Source organism: Stenotrophomonas sp. SORGH_AS_0282 (assembly GCF_030818125.1).
Classification (GTDB): domain Bacteria; phylum Pseudomonadota; class Gammaproteobacteria; order Xanthomonadales; family Xanthomonadaceae; genus Stenotrophomonas; species Stenotrophomonas rhizophila_A.
Map to the genome: position 1 here is coordinate 2,720,858 of NZ_JAUTAB010000001.1, position 16,330 is coordinate 2,737,187.

Sequence of the window (16,330 nt, forward strand, 5' to 3'; positions counted from 1 at the left end):
CGCCGGGCCGATATCCCAACGACCCCCCGCTGCCGATCCGGATGAACCGACGCCGCCGCGCCCGCCTCGCCACCTGCGTGGCGCTGACCACCCTGCTGTCTGCCGCCCACGCGGCCAATGCGCCGCTGCAGGTCCGCCTGCGGATCGTGGAGGCGTGCGCACTGGACGCAGACGCAGACGCAACGCGTGCCAGCTGCCGCAGCGCACACCGACGCAGCGACGAGGAAATCCCGGCCCCGCCCCAGGTGCAGCAGCTGACCCCGGCGGACGAAGACGACGAAGACGCCCGCCGGCCATGGCTCACCCTGACCTTCTGATCCGCGCCTGCCTGCTGCTGGCGCTGCTTGCGCCGGCCGCCGCGCAGGCGCTGGACATTTCCCCGCTGCGGGTTGCGCTGCGCCCGGACCAGCAGGACGCCGAACTGTGGCTGCACAACGAGACGGCGCAGCCGTGGGCGGGCCAGGCGCGGTTGTACCGGTGGGAACAGAGCACCGACGCCGAACGCCTGACCCCGGCACAGGACGTGGTGGTGAGCCCGACCCGGCTGGCGCTGGCACCGAATGCCCGGCAGCGGGTACGGGTGGTCCGGATCGGACCCGCACCAAGCGCTGAACAGGGGTACCGGCTGGTGCTCCGGGCCGCACCCGAAAGCCCGCCGCTGAAAGTGTCGCTGCCGGTGTTCGTGGCCGGGCCGCAACTGCGCCCGGCGCCCGCCCTGTCCGCCGACCTTCGCGACGCCGCCGGCCACGCCCTGCTGGCGCTTTACAATGGCGGCACCGGTCACGCGCGGCTGGCGGACCTGACCTTCATTGGCCCCGACGGACGCGCCAGGCTGCTGCTTCCGGAGCTGGCCGGCTATGTCCTGGCCGGCAGCACCCGCCGATGGGCCCTGCCCGGCCCCGCCGCAGCCTATGCCGGGGGCCGTTTCCGGGCCCGGATCGGCGATGCGGAACCCGTCGACATCCCGGCCGCCACCCCGCCAATTGCGCCGGACCGCCTGCCCGGGCTATAATCGACCGGATTTCTTCGCGCCCTGTGCACAGGAAACCCGTCAACACCGGACGTCACCGGTGAATCCACACCTGCCGCCCATATCCGTGCCGGGGTGCTCCGCGAGGAGTTCGGACACGGAAGCGACAGGGAAGCCAAACCCCGGAACCCCCCGCCTTGCGGCGGACCGCCCACTATTACCCGCGGCGGCCGGTTCCCTATCAGGAGTATTGCAATGCCCCAGGTCACCATGCGTCAGATGCTGGAAGCCGGCGTCCATTTCGGCCACCAGACCCGTTACTGGAACCCCAAGATGGGCCAGTACATCTTCGGCGCCCGCGGCAAGATCCACATCATCAACCTGGAAAAGACCGTTCCGCTCTTCAATGACGCGATGAACTTCATTTCCAGCGTCGCGCAGAAGCGCGGCACCATCCTGTTCCTGGGCACCAAGCGCAGCGCCCGCGAGTCGATCCGCGAAGAAGCCGAGCGTTGCGGCATGCCGTTCATGAACCAGCGTTGGCTGGGCGGCACCCTGACCAACTTCCGTACCGTGAAGCAGTCGGTTGCCCGCCTGAAGGAACTGGAAGCCGGCGAAACCGACGGCACCTTCGACAAGCTGGTCAAGCACGAAGTGCTGGGCCTGCGTCGCGAGCGTGACAAGCTGGAAGCCTCGCTGGGCGGCATCAAGGAAATGAACCGCCTGCCGGACGCGATCTTCGTCATCGACATCGGCCACGAAGACATCGCCATCAAGGAAGCCAAGAAGCTCGGCATCCCGGTGATCGCGGTCGTCGATACCAACTACAACCCGGAACTGGTCGATTACGCGATCCCGGGCAACGACGACGCCATCCGTGCCGTGCAGCTGTACGCCCGTGCCGCTGCCGACGCCGTGCTGGAAGGCAAGGCTGCTGCTCCGCACGCTGCCACCGTCCGTGAAGAAGAGTTCGCCGACGCCCCGGCTGCCGAAGAAGCCAAGCCGGCCCGCCGCGCTCCGGCCAAGAAGGCTGCTGCCGACAAGGGCGAAGCCCAGGCCTGATCCAGGCCCGCGGTGGGCGCCTGGCGTCCACCGCTCCTGTCCGCTGCCACTGGCGCGATGACAGGATGCTGTCACATGGGCCGGCCACGATGCCGGCCCAACCCCTTTCTTTCGTGAGGAATTCCCGTGGAAATCACTGCTTCCCTGGTCAAGGAACTGCGCGAGCGCACTGGCGCCGGCATGATGGAGTGCAAGAAGGCACTTACCGAAAACGGCGGCGACATCGACGCTTCGGCGGAGTGGCTGCGCAAGTCGGGCCTGGCCAAGGCCGACAAGAAGGCTGACCGTGTTGCTGCCGAAGGCATCATCGTGTCGGCACAGGACGGCAACAAGGCCGTGCTGGTCGAAATCAACTCCGAAACCGACTTCGTCGCCAAGGACAGCAACTTCCTGGACTTCGCCAAGGCCGTTGCCTCGGTCGCGCTGAGCTCGGGCGCTGCCGACATCGACGCGCTGAAGGCCGCCAAGCTGCCGTCGGGCGAAACCGTCGAAGAATCCCGCGCTGCGGTCATTGCCAAGGTCGGCGAAAAGGTCGACGTGCGTCGCATCGTCCGCCTGGAATCGTCGAACAACGTCGCGGCCTACGTGCACGGCGGCCGCATCGGCGTGCTGGTTGAACTGGCCGGCGGCGACGCCGAGCTGGCGCGTGGCCTGGCCATGCATGTGGCTGCCATGAACCCGCCGCACAACAAGGCTGCCGACGTGCCGGCCGAGTTCGTTGCCAAGGAGAAGGAAATCGAACTGGCCAAGATGTCCGACAAGGACAAGTCCAAGCCGGCCGACATCCTCGAGAAGATCATCAGCGGCAAGATCGCCAAGATCGTCAACGAAGTCACCCTGTACGGCCAGCCGTACGTGCTGAACACCGACCAGTCCGTCGAGCAGGTGGTCAAGGCCGCCGGCGCCGACGTGATCGGCTTCAAGCGCCTGGCTGTTGGCGAAGGCATCGAAAAGGTGGTGGAAGACTACGCCGCCGAAGTGATGAAGCAGGCCGGCCTGGCCTGATCCATCGCCTCAAGCGATGAAACGAAGAAGCCCGGCGCAAGCCGGGCTTTTTTGTGCCAGCGAACCTCAGCCCTTCGCCTGGAACGTAACTTCCTCGTACGGCTGCACCACCACCCAGCCTTCGCCGGCGAAGCGCAGCTGCAGGGTTTCGCCCGAACCGCGCCCGACCAGCGTACCCAGCGAAATGTCGGTGACGATCTCGGGCGTCAGCGAGCCCGACCAGGCCACCGTTGCGTTCGGGTCGGTGAACACCGGGCCGCCTTGCGCCGTCACCGGCAGCGTCAGCGGCTCGTAATGCGAGGTGATCGCCACGATCCCGTGCCCGCTCAGGCGCATGTTGAACAGCCCGCCCGACAGCATGCCTGCCACCTTGCGCATCATGCTGATCTTGGACTCGATGCCCGTCTCGAAGGCCAGCACATCGTTGCCGTTGACGAAAATCGACTCGCCCGCCAGCCGCAGCAGCGTCACCTGCTTGCCCGCATCGGCCAGGTAGGCCCGCCCCTGGCCCTCGATCTTCATCAGCTGCAGCCCCTCACCGCTCACCATTTTCTTCAGCAGCGTGCCCAGCCCCTGCTCCAGCAGCCCCTGGCGGGTGAACTTCACCGCCCCCTTGCGCGCCACCATCGAACCGGCCTTGGCCCAGACCATGCCGTTCACCCGTATCTCCAGCATGTGTGGGCTCTCAAGCTCGAATGCATCCGCACTGACATCTTTTTCGTGCGTGCTGGCGAGGAATTCCTGAAGCGACTTTACGGCCATGGGGTCCATCCTTTTTCATTGGAGGCCGCATGGTACCCGCGCCACCCACCGCATTGCAGCAGCGGACGCCACTCGTGCCACTCCCCCATCCGCCAGCGGATGTGGTACCAAAGAGCTCATTGCCCCACCGCCGCACGATCTGCCCGTTGGTTTTGCATCGAAAGGCACCTCGACCCCACCTGTCGCAGGCAACATTTCCCACAACGCAAGCACCAACACTCAAATCTGTGACGCACACCATGTATTCTTGCCACATCACCTCAGTATTCCCGCCATGCCTCCCGAGCTGACAGCCGCCCTGGCGCTCTGCCGCAACCTGCCCTCGCCGCCCGGTATTGCCCTGCGCATCATCGAACTGGCGCAGGACCCGGAAACCGACATCACCACGGCCGCCGACGTCATCGCCATCGACATGGCGTTGAGCGCGCGCATGTTGCGCATTGCCAATTCGCCGCTGTATGCCAGCCGCCGCCGGATCGAGAACCTCGGCCAGGCACTGACCATGCTGGGGCTCAACGCCACCGTCAGCCTCGCCCTGGGCTTCACCGTCACCCAGGACCTGACCGCCCCCGGCCAGGGCCAGGACGTGCGCGAGCGCGCCTGGCGGCGCAGCATCCTCAGCGCGCTGGCGGCCAGCCTGCTCGGCCAGGCCCGCGGCCTGCGCAAGGCCGAAGAACTGATGCTGGCCGGCCTGCTGCAGGACATCGGCGTGCTCGTGCTGGCCCAGAGCGAGCCCGAGCGCTACCTGCCGCTGCTGCGCCAGGCGCGCGACAACGAGGCCCTGATCGCCCTCGAACGTGAGCACCTGGATTGCACCCATGCCGAGGTAGGCGCGTGGATGGCCGAACAGTGGGACCTGCCCCGCTACCTGGTGGACGCCATTGCCCGCAGTGAATCGCCGGCCGCGGCCGAGGACAACTTCCAGGCCTGCGTGGCCCTGTCCGGCGCGGTCGCCGACATCTGGCTCAGCGCCGACGCCGATGCTGCCCGCGAACATGCCCTGCAGCAGGTCAACGAGACCCTCAAGCTGGACAGCGCGCAGTTCGACCAGGTGCTGGCCCGGATCGGCGAAGCCCTGCCCGAGATCAGCGCCCTGTTCGAGACCACGCTGATTTCGCCTGCGCGCGTGCAGCAGCTGATCGATCATGCCCAGGAGCTGGCGACGCTGCGCAACCTGCGCGAAATGCAGGATGCCGCCCTGGCCCGCCAGCGCGCCGACGAATTCGAGGCGCGCGCCAACCGGCTGGCCGAACAGGCCCACCGCGACGCCCTGACCGGGGTGCTCAACCGCCGCCAGCTCGAGGCCGTGCTGGAACAGGAGTTCCTGCGCGCCACCCGGCACGGCTGGCCGCTGTCGGTGGCCTTCATCGACCTGGACGATTTCAAGAAGATCAACGACGCCCACGGCCACCTGCTCGGTGACCAGGTGCTGCGCGAGTTCGCCACCCAGCTGCAGGAACACCTGCGCAACAGCGATACCGTGGCCCGCTTCGGCGGCGAGGAATTCATCGCCCTGCTGCCCAACACCACCGAGCTGGTGGCGCTGGACGTGGTGCGCCGGGTGCTGGCCAGCATCGTCAACACCCCCATGGCCGAGGTGGCCGACGGTCCGCTGTTCGTCACCTTCTCCGCCGGCGTGGCCACCCAGGGCGGCTATGAGCGTTTCGCCGATGTTCAGGACCTGCTGAAGGCCGCCGACGACGTGCTGTACCGTTCCAAGAACCTGGGGCGCAACCGCGTGATTGCGCGTTCACCGGGGACCGCCACGGCCTGAATGGAGTCAGGAAGCGGCGATCCACCGCTGTGGCAGGGCTGCGCCGCAGTGCAGCAGATTTTCCACGCCGAGTACCGCCGCATCCAGTAGAATTCCTGCGTTTTCCACGCATCCAGAGGCCACCATGTCCAATCTTTCCTATCGCCGCATCCTGCTGAAAGTTTCCGGGGAGGCACTGATGGGGGATGAGGACTACGGCATCGACCCCAAGGTCATCAACCGCCTGGCGCGTGAAGTGATCGAAGCGCAGCAGGCCGGTGCCGAAGTGGCGCTGGTCATCGGCGGCGGCAACATCTTCCGCGGCGCCGGCCTGGCCGCCGGCGGCATGGACCGCGTCACCGGCGACCAGATGGGCATGCTGGCCACCGTGATCAACGCGCTGGCCATGCAGGACGCGCTGGAGAAGCTGGGCGCCAAGGCCCGCGTGATGAGCGCCATCAAGATCAACGATGTGTGCGAGGACTACATCCGCCGCCGCGCCATCCGCCACCTTGAAAAGGGTCGCCTGGTGATCTTCGCCGCCGGTGTCGGCAGCCCGTTCTTCACCACCGATTCCGGTGCCGCGCTGCGCGCCATCGAAATCGGCGCGGATCTGCTGCTCAAGGCCACCAAGGTCGACGGCGTGTACGACAAGGACCCCAACAAGCACAGCGATGCGGTCCGCTTCGACAGCCTGACCTACGACGAAGTGATCCGCCGTGGCCTGGAAGTGATGGATACCGCCGCCTTCGCCCTGGCCCGCGACAGCGACCTGCCGCTGCGCGTGTTCGACATGGGCCAGCCGGGCGAACTGCTGAAGATCCTGCACGGCGAGAACATCGGCACCCTGGTGCGCGGCCGCGACGCCACCTGACCGGCGCGCCGGCCACGGCCGGCACCCGCCCGTTCAGCGCGGACCTTGGTTCACCCCATTTCGCCTATAATCGCCCGATTCCCAGTGACACCCAGGATTCGGGCGATGCTCAACGAAATCAAGCAGGACGCGCAAACGCGCATGGCAAAGAGCATCGATGCTCTGAAGCAAACCCTGACCTCCATCCGCACCGGCCGTGCTTCGCCGGCCCTGCTGGACCGGATCACGGTCAAGGCCTACGGCACCGACACGCCGCTCAACCAGGTCGCCTCGATCAGCGTTTCCGAAGGCCACTCGCTGGTCATCACCCTGTTCGACAAGGGCATGATCAAGGACGTGGAAAAGGCGATCTACGCCTCCGACCTCGGCCTGACCCCCAACGTGGCCGGCACCGTCATCCGCCTGAACCTGCCGCCGCCGACCGAAGAGCGTCGCCGCGAGCTTGGCAAGCAGGTGCAGAAGGAAGGCGAAGGCGCCAAGATCGCCATCCGCAACATCCGCCAGGATGCGAACAAGGCCATCGCCGCCCTGCTGAAGGACAAGTCGATCAGCGAAGACGACAAGAAGCGCGGCGAAGACGACATCCAGAAGCTGACCGACAAGTCCATCAAGGACGTCGACAGTGTGGTTGCCGAAAAGGAAAAGGAACTGATGGCGGTCTGAGCATGACCCAGGCCCCGACCAGCAGCTCCACCGCCGCCGTGCCCCGCCACGTTGCCATCATCATGGATGGCAACGGACGCTGGGCGCAGAAGCGCCGTCGTCCGCGCGTGATCGGCCACCGGGCCGGCGCGCGCGCGGTCAACCGCACCATCGATTTCTGCCTGGAGCGTGGCATCGCCGCGCTCACGCTGTTTGCCTTCTCCAGCGAAAACTGGGGCCGGCCGAGCGACGAAGTCGACGCACTGATGAAGCTGTTCCTCAATGCACTGGACCGCGAGGTGGATGAACTCCACCGCCGCGGCGTGCGCGTGCGTTTCATCGGCGAACGCGAGCGCTTCGGTGCCGGGCTGGTCAGCCGCATGCAGCTGGCCGAGCAACGCACCGCCGGCAATACCGCCATGACCCTGAGCATCGCCGCCAGCTACGGTGGCCGCCAGGACATCGCCAGGGCCGCACGCGAACTGGCCGCCGAGGTCGCGGCCGGGCGCCTGCTGCCCGAACAGATCGACGAAGCGCTGCTGGGCAGCCGCGTCGCCCTGGCCGACCTGCCGCCCCCGGATCTGTTCATCCGCACCGGTGGCGACACCCGCGTCAGCAATTTCCTGCTGTGGCAGCTGGCCTATACCGAACTGTGGTTCACCGAGGTGCTGTGGCCCGAGTTCGACGCCGCCATCCTGCAGCAGGCGCTCGACGCCTACGCTGCACGTGAACGCCGCTTCGGCCTGACCAGCGCCCAGATCGCCGCCCTGGCCACCGAGACGTCCACCCCATGACCAAAACCCGAGTCATCGCCGCGCTGATCATGGCGCCGGTCGCCATCGCCGCGATCCTGCTGCTGCCCACCCAGTGGCTGGCCGCCGCCGCCGCCGCCGTGTTCCTGATCGGCCTGTGGGAATGGCTGAAGCTGGCCGACGTGGACGACACACTGGCCCGCACCGTGCTGCTGGTGCTGAACCTGGTGCTGATGGTGCTCATCGTCTGGGCCGACGCCGGCACCCTGGTGCTGTACCAGATCGCCGCGCTGGTCGGCATCGGCTGGTGGCTGCTGGCCCTGCTGTGGCTGCGCTTCTTCACCTTCGGCGCCGAACCCGGCAGCCCGGCGCGGTCGCTCAAACTGCTGGCCGGCACCCTGGCCATCGTGCCCGCCTGGGCCTCGCTGGTGCTGATCCACGCCAGCGGCGACAAGGGCCACCTGTGGCTGCTGACCGCGCTGGCCGTGGTCTGGGCCGCCGATTCCGGCGCCTACTTTGCCGGCCGCACCCTGGGCCGCACCAAGCTGGCCCCGCGCATCAGCCCCAACAAGACCTGGGAAGGGCTGGGCGGCGGCATGCTGGCCGGCCTGCTGGTGGCCCTGGTGTTCGGCTGGATCGCCGGGGTCGCGCCTGGGCACGTGGTCGGCCTGGTCATCACCACGGTGGTCGCCGTGTTCGCCTCGGTACTCGGCGACCTGTACGAAAGCCTGCTCAAGCGCCATGCCGGCGCCAAGGACTCGGGCCACATCATTCCGGGCCACGGCGGCGTGCTGGACCGCATCGACGGCGTGCTGGCCGCGCTGCCGGTGTTCGCGCTGGGCAAGGAAATCTTCGGATTCTGAGCATGCAGAGCACTACCGCCCCCCGCCGGGTCGCCGTGTTCGGTGCCACCGGCTCGATCGGCGCATCCGCGCTGGACGTGATCGCGCGCCACCCGGACCGCTACCGCGCCACCGTGCTGGCCGCCGGCACCCAGGTGCAGGCGCTGGTCGCGCTGTGCGCGCTCCACCGGCCGGCGCATGCGGTAATCGCCAGCGAAGCGCTGTATGCGGATCTGCGCGATGGCCTGCGCGCCGCCGGCCTGGACACCCAGGCGCATGCCGGCGCCGCCGCGCTGGACCAGCTGGCCGCCAGCGACGCATGCGACACCCTGGTCGCCGCCATCGTCGGCGCGGCCGGGCTGTCCTCGACCCTGGCCGCCGCCGGCGCTGGCAAGCGCATCCTGCTGGCCAACAAGGAATCGCTGGTCCTGGCCGGCGAGCTGCTGATGCAGCGCGCCACCGCCGCCGGGGCCGAGATCATCCCGATCGACAGCGAACACAGCGCCATCTTCCAGTGCCTGCGTTCGCGCGACGCCAGCCTGGACCAGGCCGGCGTGCGCAGGATCCTGCTCACCGCCTCCGGCGGCCCCTTCCGCGGGCGCAGCCGGGCCGAGCTGGCCGAGGTCACCCCGGCCCAGGCAGTCGCCCACCCGAAGTGGTCGATGGGCCCGAAGATCTCGGTCGATTCGGCGACGTTGATGAACAAGGGGCTGGAGGTCATCGAGGCCCACCACCTGTTCAACATCCCCGGCGAGCGCATCGAAGTGCTGGTGCACCCGCAGAGCCTGGTGCATTCGCTGGTCGAATTCGTCGACGGCTCCACCCTGGCCCAGATGGGCCTGCCGGACATGCGCACCACGCTGGCCGTGGGCCTGGGCTGGCCGCACCGCATCGAATCCGGGGTTGGCGGGCTGGACCTGCTGAGCCAGGGCCGGCTGGATTTCGAGGCCCCCGACACCGACGCCTTCCCCTGCCTGCGCCTGGCCTGGCAGGCGATGGCCGCCGGCGGCACTGCCCCGGCGGTGCTCAATGCGGCCAATGAAGTGGCTGTTTCAGCGTTTCTTCAGGGGCGGATCGCTTTCCTAGCCATTCCAGGGCTGGTGGCTAACGCTCTTTCAACACTGCCTTCCGCGTCCGCCGATACACTGGAGGGCCTGCTGGCCGCCGACCAGCACGCCCGCCAGATCACCCAAGCCGCCATCGACCACGCCTGAATGCCCTTCCCGCTCCTTTCCCGCGACGTCCACCATGGGTGAATTCATCGGCTCCGTCTGGTGGATGATCGTCAGCCTTGGCCTGCTGGTGACGTTCCATGAGTTCGGTCACTACTGGGTCGCGCGGCGCTGTGGCGTGAAGGTGCTGCGCTTCTCGGTCGGCTTCGGCAAACCGCTGTGGATGCGCCGCAACCGCAACGGTACCGAATTCGCCATCGCCGCCATTCCACTGGGCGGCTATGTGAAGATGCTCGACGAGCGCGAGGTCGAGGTACACCCGGCCGAACGCGGCCTGGCCTTCAACCACAAGAGCGTCTGGCAGCGCATCGCGATCGTGGCGGCAGGCCCGATCGCCAACCTGGTGCTGTGCGTGGCCCTGCTGTGGGCCATGTTCGTACTGGGCAAGCAGGATTATTCGGCCACCATCGGCCGCACCACCGGCATGGCCCAGGTGGCCGGGCTGCAGGCCGGTGACCGCGTGCTGAGCGTGGATGACCGCAGCGTGGTCACCGCAGGCCAGGCCGCCATGGCCCTGACCACGGCCGCCATGGACCGCCACGATGCGAAGGTGGAGGTGGTCGATGCGCAGGAGCAGGTGCGCACCCGCACCCTGCCGCTGTCGCAGCTGCCGGCCGGCTTCGATGAGCGCTGGGTGGCCTCGCTGGCCGGCCTGACCTGGCAGTTCCACCTGCAGCCGGCACTGGTCGAACAGGTGCTGCCCGATTCCGCCGCCCAGGGCGTGCTGTTGCCGGGCGACCTGGTGGTGGCCGTGGATGGCCAGCGCATCGATGCGGCCGACCAGGTCTCCCCGGCCATCCTCGCGCTGGGCAAGCGCGGCGGCCCGGGCATGATCGAGGTGCTGCGCAACGGCGACCGGCTGGCGCTGGAAGTGACCCCGCGCCAGGGCAAGGACGGCCGCGGCCAGCCCACGTGGCAGATCGGCATCGGCTTCCCGCAGGCCAGCGCGCCGGCCTATGACACCACCCTGCAGTACGGCCCGCTGGCGGCCATCCCGGCGGCGCTGCGCGAAACCGCGCGCGCGGCGGGCGATTCGCTCGGCATGATGCGCCGCATCGTGACCGGCAATGCCTCGCTGCAGAACGTTTCCGGCCCGGTCACCATCGCCCGGGTAGCCAACCAGACCGCCCAGCGCGGCCTTGATTGGTTCCTCTGGTTCCTGGCCGTACTCTCGCTCAGCCTGTGCATCATCAACCTGTTGCCCATCCCCATCTTGGACGGCGGGCACCTGCTGTATTACCTTATCGAGTTGGTCAAGGGCAGCCCGCTCAGCGAGCGTGCCATGGCGGCGGGCCAGTACATCGGCCTGGCCATGCTGGCCGGACTGATGGGACTGGCGTTCTACAACGACATCCTCGGTCTGTTCCCGCGATGAACTTTTACCCTTTTGTCGTCGTCTTATGCGCCGGCATCCCGCAACATCGTATTCGACTCCAACCGGACGTGACATGACGCGACTCCCCAATCGCCGCCTGCTTGCCCTCGCACTCGCCGCCGGTTTCGGCGCGCCCGCCCTGGCCCAGGCAGCCGAGCCCTTCACCGTCAGCGACATCCGTGTCGATGGTCTGCAGCGCATCACCTCCGGTACCGTGTTCACCTACCTGCCGGTGGAACGTGGCGAGACCCTGACCGACAACAAGGTCGGCGAGTCGATCCGTGCCCTGTACAAGACCGGCTTCTTCGAGGACGTCCAGCTTGAGCGGCAGGGCGACATCCTGGTGGTCACGGTCAAGGAACGCCCGGCGATCAACAAGCTGACCGTCACCGGCAACAAGGACATCAAGAGCGACCAGCTGCTCAAGGGCCTGAGCGACATCGGCCTGAGCGAAGGCGGCACGTTCGATCGCCTGAGCCTGGACCGGGTGACCCAGGAACTGCGCCGCCAGTACAACGACCGTGGCAAATACAACGTCGAGATCACCCCGACCGTCAGCCCGCTTGACCGCAACCGCGTGGACATCACCATTGCGATCAAGGAAGGCAAGGCCGCCAAGATCCAGCACGTGAACCTGGTCGGCACCGAGAAGTTCGAGTCCAAGGACATCCTGGAAACCTGGGAATCCAAGGAGCACAACTGGGCATCGTGGTACCGCCGCGACGACCAGTACTCCAAGGAAAAGCTGTCCGGCGACCTGGAAAAGCTCAATGCCTGGTACCTGGACCGCGGCTACGTGGACTTCAGCATCGATTCCACCCAGGTCTCGATCAGCCCCGACAAGCGCGACATGTTCATCACCGCCGGCGTGACCGAAGGTGAGCAGTACAAGATCTCCGAGATCAAGGTCACCGGCGACACCATCCTTCCGCAGGAAGACGTGGAGCGCATGCTGATCCAGAAGTCCGGCGATACGTTCTCGCGCGCCCTGCTGGAATTCAGCTCGGACGCCATCACCAATTCGTTGTCCAACATCGGTTACGCGTTCGCCAAGGTGAACCCGATCCCGACCAGCAACCGCGCCGAACGCACCGTGGCGATCAACATGCAGGTCGTGCCGGGCCCCCGCGTGGGCGTGCGCCGCATCGTGTTCAAGGGCAACACCCGCACCTCCGATGAAGTGCTGCGTCGTGAAATGCGCCAGTTCGAGAACAGCTGGTACTCGCAGGCCGCGATCGACCGTTCCAAGATCCGCCTGCAGCGCCTGGGCTACTTCGAATCGGTGGATGTCGAAACGCCGCCGGTCACCGGCAGCAACGACCAGGTCGACGTGGTCTACAACGTCAAGGAAACCACCTCGGGCAGCTTCGTGTTCGGCCTGGGCTATTCGCAGTCCTACGGCATGACCACCTCGGTGCAGCTGTCGCAGAACAACTTCCTGGGCGGCGGCAACCGCGTGTCGGTCGAAGCGTCGCGCAGCAGCTACCTGCAGCGTTACGGCTTCTCCTACACCAACCCGTACTTCACCGACGACGGCGTGTCGCTGGGCTACAACCTGTCCTGGCGCGAGCTGGATTACTCCGACTTCAACACCGCGCAGTACAACAGCACCAACGGTGCGGCGCAGGTGGTGTTCGGCGTGCCGATCACCGAGAACGACACCGTCTCGCTGATGGTGGGCATCGACAGCAACCAGATCACCACCTACCAGGGTGCAACGCCGCAGGCGATCATCGATTACATCGATGCCATCGGCCAGCGCACGTTCCACTCCTGGCGCACGGAGCTGGGCTGGGCGCGCGACACCCGCAACGATTACTTCATGCCCACCCGCGGCATGTACCAGCGCGTGGGCCTGGAAACGACCCTGCCGGGTTCGACGGTCGAGTACTACAAGCTGAACTACCAGGTCTCCAAGTACTGGCCGATCATCCCGTCGCTGGTCATCAATACCCGCGCCGAGGTCGGCTACGGCGACTCCTACGGCAACGATGTCACCCGCGTGATCACCAACCCGGATGGCACCACCCGCACCGTGACCGCTTCGGGCCTGCCGTTCTTCGAAAACTTCTACGCCGGCGGTACCAACTCGGTGCGCGGTTTCGAAGACAACACCCTTGGCCCGCGCTCGGAGCCGACCGCTTCGTACAACCGTGGCCAGCCGCTGGGTGGCTCGCTGAAGACGGTCGGCTCGGTCGAAGCCTACTTCCCGCGCCTGTTCGACAGCCCGTCGGCCCGCGTCTCGGCGTTCTTCGACGTCGGCAACGTGTACAACGGCGTGGACAACTTCAAGGCCAACGAACTGCGTGCCTCGGCCGGTGTCGCCCTGCTGTGGCGCGCCCCGGTCGGCCCGATCTCGATCAGCTACGCCTTCCCGCTCAAGAAGGAAGACGGCGACGAAATCGAACGCCTGCAGTTCACGTTCGGTGGCCAGTTCTAAACCCACCGATCGCACACGAAAACGCCGGGCCCAGCCCGGCGTTTTTGTTTGTGGGGCTTGGAGAAACCTAGATCGGCGAAGGGCAGCGTTTCAATTGCTGTGTGCGGCTCCTGATCTACCGTGGCCACCGACACACCGTCAGAGGGCCGGCGGGTGCGGGGGTACGGGGGCTTTACCAAACATGGATGTTTGGTAAGAGCCCCCAGGGATGGGTTCACGGCGCCCCCCGTACCCCCGCACCCGCCGGACCTGCGCGCGAACCCTGCAGCCCACAGGCTGTTCGCCTGAATCCGGCCGGCGCCGCATACCATCGCTGAACCCCCGAACATGACCGAAGTCACGCCACACGGTAAACTCCCGGCGTGAACACTCCTTCCTATACCGCCCAGCAACTCGCCGAGCAGTTTGGCCTGCAGGTCCATGGTGATGGCAGCACCGCCATCCGTGGCGTGGCCACGCTCGCCCATGCCGGCCCCGGCCAGCTGACCTTCCTGGCCAACCCGCGCTACCGCGCCCAGCTGGCCGACAGCCAGGCCGGGATCGTGGTGCTGCGCGCCGACGACGCCGACGCCGCGCCCGGTACCGCGCTGATCGCCAAGGATCCCTACACCACCTTCGCCAAGATCGGCGCGCTGTTCGACATCGCCCCGACCCGGCCGCCGGGCATCCACCCCAGCGCCGTCATCGATCCCGAGGCCCAGGTCGCCGCCAGCGCCCACATCGGCCCGTTCGTCACCATCGGCGCGCGCAGCGTGATCGGCGAGAACTGCATCATCGGCGCCGGCAGCATCATCGGCGAAGACTGCAGCCTGGACAGCGGCTGCGAACTGATCGCCCGCGTCACCCTGGTCACCCGCGTCCGCATCGGCAAACGCGTGCGCATCCATCCCGGTGCCGTGCTCGGCGCCGATGGCTTCGGCCTGGCGATGGACGCCGGCAGCTGGATCAAAGTGCCCCAGCTGGGGGGCGTGCGCATCGGCGACGACTGCGAGATCGGCGCCAATACCTGCGTCGACCGCGGCGCCCTCGAAGATACCGTGCTCGACAACGACGTGCGCCTGGACAACCTCGTCCAGATCGCCCACAACGTCCAGATCGGCGCCCACTCGGCCATCGCCGGCTGCACCGGCATTGCCGGCAGCGCCAAGATCGGCCGTTACTGCCTGCTCGGCGGCGCCGTCGGCGTCGTCGGCCACCTCGAGATCTGCGACAAGGTCGTGATCACCGGCAAGTCCGTGGTGCGCAACTCCATTACCGAACCGGGCGAATACTCGTCCGGGACCCCATTGACCGACAACCGCACGTGGCGCAAGAACGCCGCGCGCTTCAAGCAGCTCGATGCACTGGCCCGTCGCATCCTGTCTGTAAGCAAGGAGAAGGAATGAGCCACCCACAGAAGCTGCCGGACATCACCGAAATCCAGGCGTTGATCCCGCACCGCTATCCCTTCCTGCTGGTCGACAAGGTCGTCGCGATCGATTACGAGAAGCGCACCATCGTTGCCACCAAGAACGTCAGCATCAACGAACCGTTCTTCCAGGGCCACTTCCCCAGCCAGCCGATCATGCCCGGCGTGCTGATCATCGAAGCCATGGCCCAGGCCGGCGGCGTGCTGACCCAGCTCACCCTGGGCCGCGACGCGCAGTCCAAGCTGTTCTACATGGTCAAGGTGGACAAGGCCCGCTTCAGCAAGCAGGTGGTGCCGGGCGACGTGCTGGAAATGCATGTCGAGATCAAGCGCGTGATCCGCAACATGGCGGTGTACGACTGCGTGGCCAAGGTCGACGGCGAGATCGTCGCCTGCGCCGAAGTACTCTGCGCCGGCACCCGCGAATGAACGGGCCGCTCATCCACCCCACCGCGGTCATCGACCCGTCGGCGAAACTGGCGGCGGATGTACGTATCGGTGCGTTCTGCCTGATCGGTGCCGATGTCGAGATCGGCGAAGGCACCGAAGTCGGCCCGCACTGCTCGATCCACGGCCCGACCCGGATCGGCCGCAACAACCGTTTCATCGGCCACGTTGCCGTGGGCGGCGAACCGCAGGACAAGAAGTACGCCGGCGAGCGCACCGAACTGGTGATCGGCGATGACAACGTGTTCCGCGAGTTCGTCACCCTCAACCGCGGTACCGGCGGCGGCGGTGGCGTCACCACCATCGGCAACGGCAACTGGATGCTGGCCTATACGCACGTGGCGCACGACTGCCACGTCGGCAACCAGTGCGTGTTCTCCAACAACACCACCCTGGCCGGCCACGTGACCGTGGGCGACTACGTGATCATCAGCGGTTTCGCCGGTGCCCACCAGTTCTGCCGGATCGGTGCGCACGCCTTCCTGGGCATGGGTGCACTGACCAATGGCGACGTGCCACCGTTCACCATGGTCGGCAGCGATTCGCTGGGCCGCCCGCGCGGCATCAACAGCGAAGGCCTCAAGCGCCGCGGCTTCGATGCCGAGCGCATCGCCAGCATCAAGCGCGCCTACCGCACGTTGTACGTGGCCGGCCTGCCGCTGGCCGAAGCCAAGGTGCAGCTGGCCGAACAGGCCGCGCACAGCGCCGACGTCAAGGACATGCTGGACTTCATCGAGCACGCCGAGAGGCCCCTGCTGCGATGACG

At 66.9% G+C, this 16,330-nt stretch carries 16 protein-coding genes; 15 read left to right on the top strand and 1 reads right to left on the bottom strand.

Translation table 11 applies throughout. From position 1 onward, the window contains the following. Positions 1–41 precede the first annotated feature (41 nt). The 4 genes from QE395_RS12170 (at position 42) to tsf (ending at position 3,037) form a co-directional block, all read left to right on the top strand. On the top strand, positions 42–317 hold the full coding sequence (locus QE395_RS12170) for a hypothetical protein (protein ID WP_093533172.1): 276 nt from the start codon (positions 42–44) through the stop codon (positions 315–317). Further along, entirely contained in the window at positions 296–1,012 is a 717-nt protein-coding gene (locus QE395_RS12175; protein ID WP_306989282.1) for a fimbria/pilus periplasmic chaperone, read from the top strand. The genes QE395_RS12170 and QE395_RS12175 overlap by 22 nt, the downstream gene beginning before the upstream one ends. Positions 1,013–1,225: 213 nt before the next feature. Further along, on the top strand, positions 1,226–2,032 hold the full coding sequence (rpsB, locus tag QE395_RS12180; protein WP_068850494.1) for a 30S ribosomal protein S2: 807 nt from the start codon (positions 1,226–1,228) through the stop codon (positions 2,030–2,032). Between the two features lie 126 nt (positions 2,033–2,158). Beyond that, on the top strand, positions 2,159–3,037 hold the full coding sequence (gene tsf, locus QE395_RS12185) for a translation elongation factor Ts (RefSeq protein WP_068850491.1): 879 nt from the start codon (positions 2,159–2,161) through the stop codon (positions 3,035–3,037). 66 nt (positions 3,038–3,103) lie between these two features. Here tsf and QE395_RS12190 read toward each other — a convergent pair whose 3' ends face one another. After that, on the bottom strand, positions 3,104–3,799 hold the full coding sequence (locus tag QE395_RS12190) for an AIM24 family protein (protein ID WP_306989284.1): 696 nt from the start codon (positions 3,797–3,799) through the stop codon (positions 3,104–3,106). A 274-nt stretch (positions 3,800–4,073) separates the two neighbouring features. Here QE395_RS12190 and QE395_RS12195 point away from each other — a divergent pair, with 274 nt between their 5' ends. The 11 genes from QE395_RS12195 to lpxA all read left to right on the top strand — a co-directional run bounded on the left by QE395_RS12195 (position 4,074) and on the right by lpxA (position 16,328). Further along, on the top strand, positions 4,074–5,573 hold the full coding sequence (locus QE395_RS12195) for a GGDEF domain-containing protein (RefSeq protein WP_068850486.1): 1,500 nt from the start codon (positions 4,074–4,076) through the stop codon (positions 5,571–5,573). Between the two features lie 124 nt (positions 5,574–5,697). Continuing rightward, the gene (gene pyrH, locus QE395_RS12200) at positions 5,698–6,426 is read left to right on the top strand and encodes a UMP kinase (RefSeq protein ID WP_068850483.1); all 729 of its coding nucleotides are present in this window, start codon (positions 5,698–5,700) and stop codon (positions 6,424–6,426) included. A gap of 105 nt (positions 6,427–6,531) precedes the next feature. Beyond that, positions 6,532–7,089 carry a ribosome recycling factor gene (frr, locus tag QE395_RS12205; protein WP_068850481.1) on the top strand — a complete coding sequence of 186 codons (558 nt, stop codon included), beginning with the start codon at positions 6,532–6,534 and terminating at the stop codon, positions 7,087–7,089. A 2-nt stretch (positions 7,090–7,091) separates the two neighbouring features. Continuing rightward, positions 7,092–7,862, top strand: coding sequence for a polyprenyl diphosphate synthase (uppS, locus tag QE395_RS12210; RefSeq protein WP_068850479.1), 771 nt, complete (start codon positions 7,092–7,094; stop codon positions 7,860–7,862). Further along, complete coding sequence (locus tag QE395_RS12215) at positions 7,859–8,683, top strand: phosphatidate cytidylyltransferase (RefSeq protein WP_068850477.1); 825 nt, start codon at positions 7,859–7,861, stop codon at positions 8,681–8,683. The genes uppS and QE395_RS12215 overlap by 4 nt, the downstream gene beginning before the upstream one ends. A 2-nt stretch (positions 8,684–8,685) precedes the next feature. Then, positions 8,686–9,876 carry a 1-deoxy-D-xylulose-5-phosphate reductoisomerase gene (locus tag QE395_RS12220; protein WP_068850474.1) on the top strand — a complete coding sequence of 397 codons (1,191 nt, stop codon included), beginning with the start codon at positions 8,686–8,688 and terminating at the stop codon, positions 9,874–9,876. Between the two features lie 34 nt (positions 9,877–9,910). Further along, the gene (gene rseP / locus QE395_RS12225) at positions 9,911–11,269 is read left to right on the top strand and encodes an RIP metalloprotease RseP (protein WP_068850469.1); all 1,359 of its coding nucleotides are present in this window, start codon (positions 9,911–9,913) and stop codon (positions 11,267–11,269) included. 73 nt (positions 11,270–11,342) lie between these two features. Beyond that, complete coding sequence (gene bamA, locus QE395_RS12230; RefSeq protein ID WP_068850466.1) at positions 11,343–13,709, top strand: outer membrane protein assembly factor BamA; 2,367 nt, start codon at positions 11,343–11,345, stop codon at positions 13,707–13,709. Positions 13,710–14,071: 362 nt separating this feature from the next. Beyond that, positions 14,072–15,094 (top strand): UDP-3-O-(3-hydroxymyristoyl)glucosamine N-acyltransferase, encoded by a 1,023-nt coding sequence (lpxD, locus tag QE395_RS12235; RefSeq protein ID WP_306989290.1) that lies wholly within the window; start codon positions 14,072–14,074, stop codon positions 15,092–15,094. Further along, entirely contained in the window at positions 15,091–15,546 is a 456-nt protein-coding gene (fabZ, locus tag QE395_RS12240; protein ID WP_093533165.1) for a 3-hydroxyacyl-ACP dehydratase FabZ, read from the top strand. The genes lpxD and fabZ overlap by 4 nt, the downstream gene beginning before the upstream one ends. Continuing rightward, a complete protein-coding gene (gene lpxA / locus QE395_RS12245; protein WP_068850457.1) occupies positions 15,543–16,328 on the top strand; it encodes an acyl-ACP--UDP-N-acetylglucosamine O-acyltransferase in 786 nt (261 codons plus the stop codon). Before fabZ ends, lpxA begins: the two co-directional genes overlap by 4 nt. The last annotated feature ends 2 nt before the right edge of the window (positions 16,329–16,330 follow it).

What these genes read in the sequence shown, in the direction of transcription:
- frr (WP_068850481.1), top strand. Translation starts at nt 6,532, where the DNA reads ATGCTCAACGAAATCAAGCAGGACGCGCAAACGCGCATGGCAAAGAGC.
- rseP (WP_068850469.1), top strand. Translation starts at nt 9,911, where the DNA reads ATGGGTGAATTCATCGGCTCCGTCTGGTGGATGATCGTCAGCCTTGGC.
- QE395_RS12220 (WP_068850474.1), top strand. Translation starts at nt 8,686, where the DNA reads ATGCAGAGCACTACCGCCCCCCGCCGGGTCGCCGTGTTCGGTGCCACC.
- QE395_RS12175 (WP_306989282.1), top strand. Translation starts at nt 296, where the DNA reads ATGGCTCACCCTGACCTTCTGATCCGCGCCTGCCTGCTGCTGGCGCTG.
- fabZ (WP_093533165.1), top strand. Translation starts at nt 15,091, where the DNA reads ATGAGCCACCCACAGAAGCTGCCGGACATCACCGAAATCCAGGCGTTG.
- QE395_RS12190 (WP_306989284.1), bottom strand. Translation starts at nt 3,799, where the DNA reads ATGGCCGTAAAGTCGCTTCAGGAATTCCTCGCCAGCACGCACGAAAAA.
- pyrH (WP_068850483.1), top strand. Translation starts at nt 5,698, where the DNA reads ATGTCCAATCTTTCCTATCGCCGCATCCTGCTGAAAGTTTCCGGGGAG.
- uppS (WP_068850479.1), top strand. Translation starts at nt 7,092, where the DNA reads ATGACCCAGGCCCCGACCAGCAGCTCCACCGCCGCCGTGCCCCGCCAC.
- rpsB (WP_068850494.1), top strand. Translation starts at nt 1,226, where the DNA reads ATGCCCCAGGTCACCATGCGTCAGATGCTGGAAGCCGGCGTCCATTTC.
- QE395_RS12215 (WP_068850477.1), top strand. Translation starts at nt 7,859, where the DNA reads ATGACCAAAACCCGAGTCATCGCCGCGCTGATCATGGCGCCGGTCGCC.
- lpxA (WP_068850457.1), top strand. Translation starts at nt 15,543, where the DNA reads ATGAACGGGCCGCTCATCCACCCCACCGCGGTCATCGACCCGTCGGCG.
- QE395_RS12195 (WP_068850486.1), top strand. Translation starts at nt 4,074, where the DNA reads ATGCCTCCCGAGCTGACAGCCGCCCTGGCGCTCTGCCGCAACCTGCCC.
- bamA (WP_068850466.1), top strand. Translation starts at nt 11,343, where the DNA reads ATGACGCGACTCCCCAATCGCCGCCTGCTTGCCCTCGCACTCGCCGCC.
- QE395_RS12170 (WP_093533172.1), top strand. Translation starts at nt 42, where the DNA reads ATGAACCGACGCCGCCGCGCCCGCCTCGCCACCTGCGTGGCGCTGACC.